The organism is Haladaptatus sp. W1, assembly GCF_001723155.1.
Taxonomy (GTDB): Archaea; Halobacteriota; Halobacteria; order Halobacteriales; family Haladaptataceae; genus Haladaptatus; species Haladaptatus paucihalophilus.
Genome location: NZ_MEIH01000366.1, coordinates 22,083 through 29,068 on the forward strand (window position 1 = coordinate 22,083; position 6,986 = coordinate 29,068).

General features: G+C 63.5%; 8 protein-coding genes. 4 read left to right on the forward strand and 4 right to left on the reverse strand.

The window, feature by feature from the left end:
- The first annotated feature begins 7 nt into the window (after positions 1–7).
- Positions 8–1,288 carry an FAD-dependent monooxygenase gene (locus tag BG842_RS21755; RefSeq protein WP_069452427.1) on the forward strand — a complete coding sequence of 427 codons (1,281 nt, stop codon included), beginning with the start codon at positions 8–10 and terminating at the stop codon, positions 1,286–1,288.
- Positions 1,289–1,396: 108 nt separating this feature from the next.
- Here the strand turns inward: BG842_RS21755 and BG842_RS21760 are convergent, their stop codons facing one another.
- Positions 1,397–1,702, reverse strand: coding sequence for a hypothetical protein (locus BG842_RS21760; protein ID WP_069452428.1), 306 nt, complete (start codon positions 1,700–1,702; stop codon positions 1,397–1,399).
- 229 nt (positions 1,703–1,931) lie between these two features.
- Positions 1,932–2,966, reverse strand: a complete 1,035-nt coding sequence (locus BG842_RS21765; RefSeq protein ID WP_069452429.1) for an NAD(P)-dependent alcohol dehydrogenase — start codon at positions 2,964–2,966, stop codon at positions 1,932–1,934.
- An 87-nt stretch (positions 2,967–3,053) separates the two neighbouring features.
- Between BG842_RS21765 and thiC the strand changes: the two genes are divergently transcribed.
- Complete coding sequence (gene thiC / locus BG842_RS21770; RefSeq protein WP_069452433.1) at positions 3,054–4,493, forward strand: phosphomethylpyrimidine synthase ThiC; 1,440 nt, start codon at positions 3,054–3,056, stop codon at positions 4,491–4,493.
- Between the two features lie 19 nt (positions 4,494–4,512).
- Here thiC and BG842_RS21775 read toward each other — a convergent pair whose 3' ends face one another.
- Positions 4,513–5,463 carry a phytoene/squalene synthase family protein gene (locus BG842_RS21775; protein WP_069452430.1) on the reverse strand — a complete coding sequence of 317 codons (951 nt, stop codon included), beginning with the start codon at positions 5,461–5,463 and terminating at the stop codon, positions 4,513–4,515.
- A gap of 272 nt (positions 5,464–5,735) precedes the next feature.
- Here BG842_RS21775 and BG842_RS21780 point away from each other — a divergent pair, with 272 nt between their 5' ends.
- Positions 5,736–6,428, forward strand: a complete 693-nt coding sequence (locus BG842_RS21780; RefSeq protein WP_069452372.1) for a rhodanese-like domain-containing protein — start codon at positions 5,736–5,738, stop codon at positions 6,426–6,428.
- Between the two features lie 74 nt (positions 6,429–6,502).
- Positions 6,503–6,712: a hypothetical protein gene (locus tag BG842_RS21785; protein WP_069452373.1), complete on the forward strand. Its 210-nt coding sequence runs from the start codon at positions 6,503–6,505 to the stop codon at positions 6,710–6,712.
- Between the two features lie 12 nt (positions 6,713–6,724).
- Here the strand turns inward: BG842_RS21785 and BG842_RS21790 are convergent.
- Positions 6,725–6,986 (reverse strand): CBS domain-containing protein (locus BG842_RS21790; protein ID WP_254663381.1); only part of this gene is annotated, 262 nt, incomplete at its 5' end.

A 6,986-nucleotide genomic window follows, 5' to 3' on the forward strand; every position in this document is an offset into this window, starting at 1 on the left:
ACCAGACATGGCCGACCAGCGCGCGTCCGCGACGACCCGCGAGACGACCGTCGTGGTCGTCGGTGCCGGGCCGGGCGGCTGTGTGATGAGCTACCTCCTCGCCAGAAGCGGCGTCGATACCGTCCTGTTGGAGCGCCACGCCGATTTGGACCGGGAGTTTCGCGGCTACTTCTTCCAACCGCTCGCGGTCAAACTGTTCGCGGAGATGGGCGTGCTGGACGACGTTCTGGCCCTCGACCACGACGAGGTTCGGCGACCGGAGGTGACGGCGTTCGGGCGGTCCTATCACGCCGTCGATTTCTCCGAACTGCCGAAACCGTACGATTACGGTCTGTTGATGGAACAACCGCCGTTGCTCCGCCTGCTCATCGACCGCGCCGACGAGTTTTCGACCTTCGAGTTCCGTCCGGCGACGGGCGTCACCGACATCGTTCGTGAGGGGGGACGGGTCGTCGGCGTGCGAGCGAGCGACCGCGAGCGGGACGAGGACCTCGAACTTCGAAGCCGACTCGTCGTCGGCGCGGACGGCCGCTTTTCGACGGTTCGGAAGGCGGCCGACCTCGACTCCGGCCTGTTCGACTCCGACATCGAACTGCTGTGGTTCAAACTCCCGGCGGACGCCGTTCGGTCGGCCGCACAGGGGCGCATCGAACGCGACGGCATCCTGCTCTACTTCGGCCTCGGAGAGGAGGACGCACAGGCCGGGTGGTTCATCGAGAAGGGTACCTATCCCGACATCAGAAAGCGCGGTATCGAGCGATTTCGGCGGGAAATCGCCGCGGTGGACCCCGCCATCGCTCGGCATCTGGAATCGTTCGACCAGTGTTCGCTCCTCCACATCGAACCCGGACTGACGGAACGATGGGTGGACGACGGCCTGCTCCTGCTCGGCGACGCGGCGCACGTCGCCTCGCCGGTCGGCGGACAGGGGAACGGCCTCGCAATTCAGGACGCCGTGGTCGCCCACGGGACCATCACGACCGCGCTCGAACTGGGTGATGCGGGCGACACGGGAGACGAACCGATTCCGGCGGAACGCCTTCGGCGGTTCGAGTCGGTTCGCCGACCCGCCGTCGAGGAAGTGCTCCGCCTCCAACGGCGCGGCGAGCGGGTCGTCACGTGGTACGTACAAAACGGCGAGTCGGTCCCCGAGTGGGCCGTTGCTCCGGTCGTTCGGGGTCTGTTTACCGTCGCCCCGAAGCTGCCGCCCGTCCGGCGGACGTGGCGGACCTTCGCCCTCGGACCGACACCGGTGTCGGTGGAAACAGCGGCGTTCGAGGAGTCGTAGCGCACGCCGAAAAATCGGTGCGTCAAAAAATCGATTCCGTATTTCCGTTCGATTCTCCCCCGGCTTCGCCGAAGCCGTAGGGTCGCGTTTCGTTCGAGAAGCGGCCGATTAATCCGCGTGTTGCGGCGCGCCGTGCCCGTTGGTCCGCGTTTCAGTTTCGGAGTCCGCGGGCGTAGCGAGCGGGTTCGGCGACCGAAGCGCCGCGATGAGACTCCACATGATTCCAGTGAGCAGGGAACCGGTGGCAGAGAGGCTCATCCCGAGCGTGAAGAAGGCGGTTCCGTAGACGATGCCGATAACGGCCGATGGAAGGGAGGTCCCGAGCGGGACGTTCGCCATCGAGTCGCGGAGGGTCGGAACGAGAACGAGGAGGGAAAAGACGCTCCCGAAGAGAAATACGATGTCTTGCCACATTATCGCTCACCCTCCCCAGTTGTCGTTTCGTTACTCGTGTCAATCATCACTTCCAGGTAGTTGGTTGGTGTTGATAAGGTTTACTCATTACCGAGTAAATATTTCGACAGAGACTAGCATGGCAATCTCTAACTAGATATCTGTGGTGACTGCTCATACGACAAAAAGTACCACACACGGGGCGTTTCCGTCACGAAACGGGTCGCCGTCGTTCGAATTCCGAACGCGCTCACCGCGAAACCGAAAGCATCCCTTTCACCGTCTCGGACTCCTTCGCCCGCTCGAACGCCTCGCCGACATCCGGCAGTTCCATTTCGAAATCCACGATACCAGCCACGTCAACCGCGCCGTCGGCCAGCAACTGGACGGCGGCTGGGTACGTGTTCCGGTAGCGAAACGACCCTCGGAGGTCGAGTTCGTTGTCGATGATTTCACCCGTGTCGAGCGGGATTTCCGCGTCCTGTGCGAGTCCGATGAGGACGACGGTCCCGCCCCGCCGAACCGCGTCGATGGTGGTTCGAATCGCGGGGTCCGCCCCGGACGCTTCGATGACCACATCGACGCCCCCGCCGTCTGTGAGGTCGGAGACCGCTTCCCCGAGGTGGTCTTCCCGAACGTCGATGGTCGCGTCCGCGCCGCGCTCCTCGGCCAGCGCGAGTTTTTCGGGAACGACGTCGGAGACGAACACCTCCGTCGCTCCGGCGGCGTTCGCGGCTTCCATCGCCAGCAGACCGATGGGACCGCACCCCGTCACGAGGACGGAATCGCCGACGCCGACCTCGCCCCGTCGAGCGGCGTGGATGCCGACGCTCAAGGGTTCACAGAGCGCTCCTTCGCGGGTCGAGACGGAATCCGGTAGCCGATAGGTGAAGTCGGCGGGCCACGCGACGAACTCCGCGAACGCGCCGTCGTCCGGCGGAGTCGCCATGAACGTCACGTCGGGACAGAGGTTGTACTCGCCGCGCTTGCAGTACGGACAGCGCCGACAGGGGACGCCGGGTTCGAGCGTCACGCGGTCGCCGACGTCGAAATCGTCGGCGGCGTTCTCGCCGATAGCGGCGACTTCGCCCGCGCTCTCGTGCCCGAGGACGAGCGGCGATTCGACCACGTAATCGCCGATGCGGCCGTGTTCGTAGTAGTGAACGTCGGACCCGCAGATGCCGACCTCGCCGATTTCGACGACCACCTCGTCCGGGTCGGGGGCTGGTTTGTCTCGCTCTTCGACGACGAAGGAACCGGGTTCTTCGAGGACTGCGACTCGCATACGCCACGTTCGTGCCGGGCGATGGTGAACGTTGGTGCCGATTTCGTTCGACAAGAATTATTACCTAGTAATATAACTCAGTAATTGATGTCGGAAACACAACTCCAACGCGCTCGTTCCGGCGAACTGACCGCGGCGATGAAACGAGTGGCGGAGCGGGAGAGCAGGGACCCAGAGACGATTCGGCGAGCGGTCGCCGAGGGGCGGGCGGTCATCCCGAACAACCACGAACACGACGTGCTCGACCCGATGATAATCGGGCGAGAGTTCGCCACGAAGGTCAACGCGAATATCGGCAACAGCGAGACGACGAGCGACCCCGAGGAGGAACTTCGAAAGCTCCACGCGGCGGTTCACTACGGCGCGGATACCGTGATGGACTTGAGCACCGGTGCGAACCTCGATTCGATTCGTGAGACGAATGTTCAACACGCTCCGGTTCCGGTCGGAACCGTCCCGATTTACGAGGCGGTCACGCGCGTCGACGACGTTGCCGACCTCACGCCCGAGTTACTGCTCGACGTCATCGAGAGACAGGCTCGGCAGGGCGTCGATTACATGACCGTCCACGCGGGCGTGTTGCTGGAACACGTCCCGCTCACCAACGGTCGGAAGACCGGCATCGTCTCGCGCGGCGGGTCGATTCTCGCCAAGTGGATGGAGGAGAACGAGGCCCAAAACCCGCTGTACACTCACTTCGAGCGGATTTGCGCGATTTTCGCCGAGTACGACGTGACGTTCAGCCTCGGCGACGGCCTTCGGCCCGGTTGCCTCGCTGACGCGTGCGACGACGCGCAGTTCGCCGAACTGGAGACGTTGGGCGAACTGACTCGAACGGCACGGGACCACGGCGTTCAGGTCATGATCGAGGGGCCGGGCCACGTCCCGATGGACGACATCGAAATGAACGTCGAACGCCAGCAGGAGGTCTGTGACGGCGCTCCGTTCTACGTCCTCGGTCCGTTGGTGACCGACATCGCGCCCGGGTACGACCACATCACGAGCGCCATCGGTGCCACCGAGGCCGCTCGGGCCGGAGCGGCCATGCTGTGTTACGTGACGCCGAAAGAGCACCTCGGACTCCCCGAAGAGGAGGACGTTCGGGACGGCCTCGCGGCGTACCGAATCGCGGCCCACGCGGCCGACGTCGCAACCGGCCAACCGGGTGCCCGCGACTGGGACGACGCGCTCTCGGAGGCCCGCTACGAGTTCGACTGGTCACGACAGTTCGAACTCGCCCTCGACCCGGAACGGGCACGAGCGTACCACGACCAATCCCTCCCCGGCGATAACTACAAGAAAGCGCGCTACTGCTCGATGTGCGGCGTGGAGTTCTGCTCGATGCGCATCGACCAGGACGCGCGGGCCGTCGACGGCGACATGGAATCGATAGACGGCGAGACGGACCTGACGGACTCGCCCGCGGCGGCGGCGAACCTGCCGCCGACGGGGACACACGACATGCGTTCGGTTCCGGACCTGCCGTCGTTCGCGGAGCACGCCAGCGAAGGCCACGGCGACGATTGAGACGGGGAGAAAGCGAGAGTTATCGAGTCGGAAGCGTATCCCGACGCTCCACGTCCGACCCGCGGTGTTCCGGCGTTCCGACGGGGGTTACGGTCCGGAAGACGGTTTCGGGGTCGCGCGTCTTCCGCCAGTGCCACCGCGTCTTGGCGAGGAGCACGAGTTTTCGGACGGTCCCCAGCGACGGTTCCTTGGAGAGCACGTCGTACTTCTGCGCTCGAATCACGCGGTGGTACTCCGCGTACAGCACCGCCGCGAGCAAGACCGCGAACTGGCAGTCCTCGGGGAGGTACCGGATTCCGGCGACGCCCTCCCGGTACAGGGCTTCCGCGCGGCGAAGTTCGTCCTGCATGACCTCGGCGAACCCGGCCGTGAACTCGAGGCGCTCTATCTGTTCGTCGGCCACGCCGTGCCGCGAGAGCGTCGTTCGAGGAAGGTAGATTCGATTCCGGTCTTCGATGTCCTCGCGCACGTCCCGGAGGAAGTTGGTGAGTTGGAACGCCTCGCCGAGCGACGTCGCGTGCGGTCGCGCTCGCTCGGCGTCGTCCGGGTTCATCACCGACGTCATCATTTGCCCGACGGCGGCGGCCGAACCGCGCATGTACGCCTCCAGTTCCTCGTAGGTTCCGTAGCGCGATTTGTCGATGTCCGTCGCCATCGCGTCGATGAAGACGACGACCTCCTCGTCCGCGATACCGCGTGACTCACAGAGGTCGTGGAACGCCTCCAAAATCGGGTCATCGGCGGGTTCTTCCCCGAGGGCTTGCTTTCGGAGCGACTCCAACCGTTCGGCTTGCTCCTCGGCCGGAACGTCGGCGGCGTCGTCCACCACCTCGTCGCAGATACGGAAGAACCCGTACAACACGTACGTCGGGTGGCGCACTCGCTCGGGCAACAGCCGAGTGGCGAGATGGAACGTTTTCCCGGTCTGCTGCTGTATCGCCTTCCCCGCCTCTACGTGTGTGTCTTTCATTGGGTGTGCCCCGAGAACAGCAGTTGGTACGCTGTCATTCTGAAAAAAGACGGTGCCAAACCTGTTAGGTATGTTTTCCGTACCGACCGTCGCTTCGATTACGCAGTCTATAATTAACAGCGTTCTGTCAATAATAAAATTGATAAAGGGGTAGTTGCTACGGGGCCATAGTAATGAACCGACGTACCTTTCTCGCGGCTAGTTCCGTGGCAGTCGCGGGATTGAGCGGGTGTCTCAATCGAGGCAGTGGCTCGGGGTCTTCGAGTTATCCCATGCCCGAAGACGGCAACGTCGATGGGTATCCGCCGGAGTTCGACGAGAAGCCGAAGAAAAAGAGCTTCGACCCGTCCTCGTTCGACACGAAATCCGAGGGCGGTGAGGAGGTCCCCCTCGTCCCGACAGATATCGTCTACAACTGGTACAAGCGCGGGGAAGCGCGGTTCGCCGACGCTCGCGGCACAAAACAGTACAAGACCTCGCACATCTACGGGGCCGTGTTGAGTCCCGCACCGGGCGTCCGTGGTGCCCCGGAGCGTGACCCCGTGCTGAACTGGCCGAAATCCGACCGCATCGTCTGTTACTGTGGCTGTCCGCACCATCTCTCTTCGATTCGAGCATCCGCACTCATGCAGAAGGGCTACGAGAACGTCTTCGTCATCGACGAGGGGTTCTGGGAGTGGCACGACAGGGACTACCCGATTCGCGGCTCCAACACGTCGTACAATCCGGTGGCGTACATCATCTCGGGCGTCACCGACGCCGCCTTCGCCGGAAAGACGGCGTGGGCGCGACAGCTCGAAACCGGACAGAACGAAGCGACGGACATCCTGACGGACGGGTCCTACACCCTCGAACTCAAGTTCGAGGACGTAACGGCGGACTCGATGATCCACATCGAGACGCCGGAGTACACCGTGAAGGGAACCATCGGCGACCTCTCCTCGCGGGTCGTGAGCGGCGAATAGACCCCACCGACCGCCACTGACCGTCACCGACGTTTCTCAAGGCTTATATCCCTCGTAGCGAGTGACGACATTCAATGATTCGGTGCAGTCAAGACGAGTGCGGTTGGGTCGCCATCGCGCCGTCAGAGCGGGCCGCGTGGAAGCAGTACGAATCGCATCTCCTCGAAACGCACGTTGAAACGGTCGAAACGGAGATTCCCGACGGACACGTGCAGGTTCGAACCGACGACGGCGAGTGGGAGACGATGACGCGCGAGCAAGCGCGAGAGTTCCACGACCGGTAGGCGAACGATTCCTCAGGCGGCCATCTCCCTGTCCATCGGGTCCTCTAACTCCCCGAGGACGGCTTCGAACGCGTCCGTCGCCGTTACCAACCCGATGACGTCCTGTCCGTCCAACACCAGTGCGAGTTCCTGGTTTTGCGCCTGAAACAGGTCGATGGCGTCCGCGACGCTCGTATCGCCCGCGACCGTCATCGGTCGTGTGCGATGTCGGTCAGCGAGACCTCCCCCGAGGTGAGTTCGTCGTACCGTTCGATGACGGTCGGCGCGTAGACGA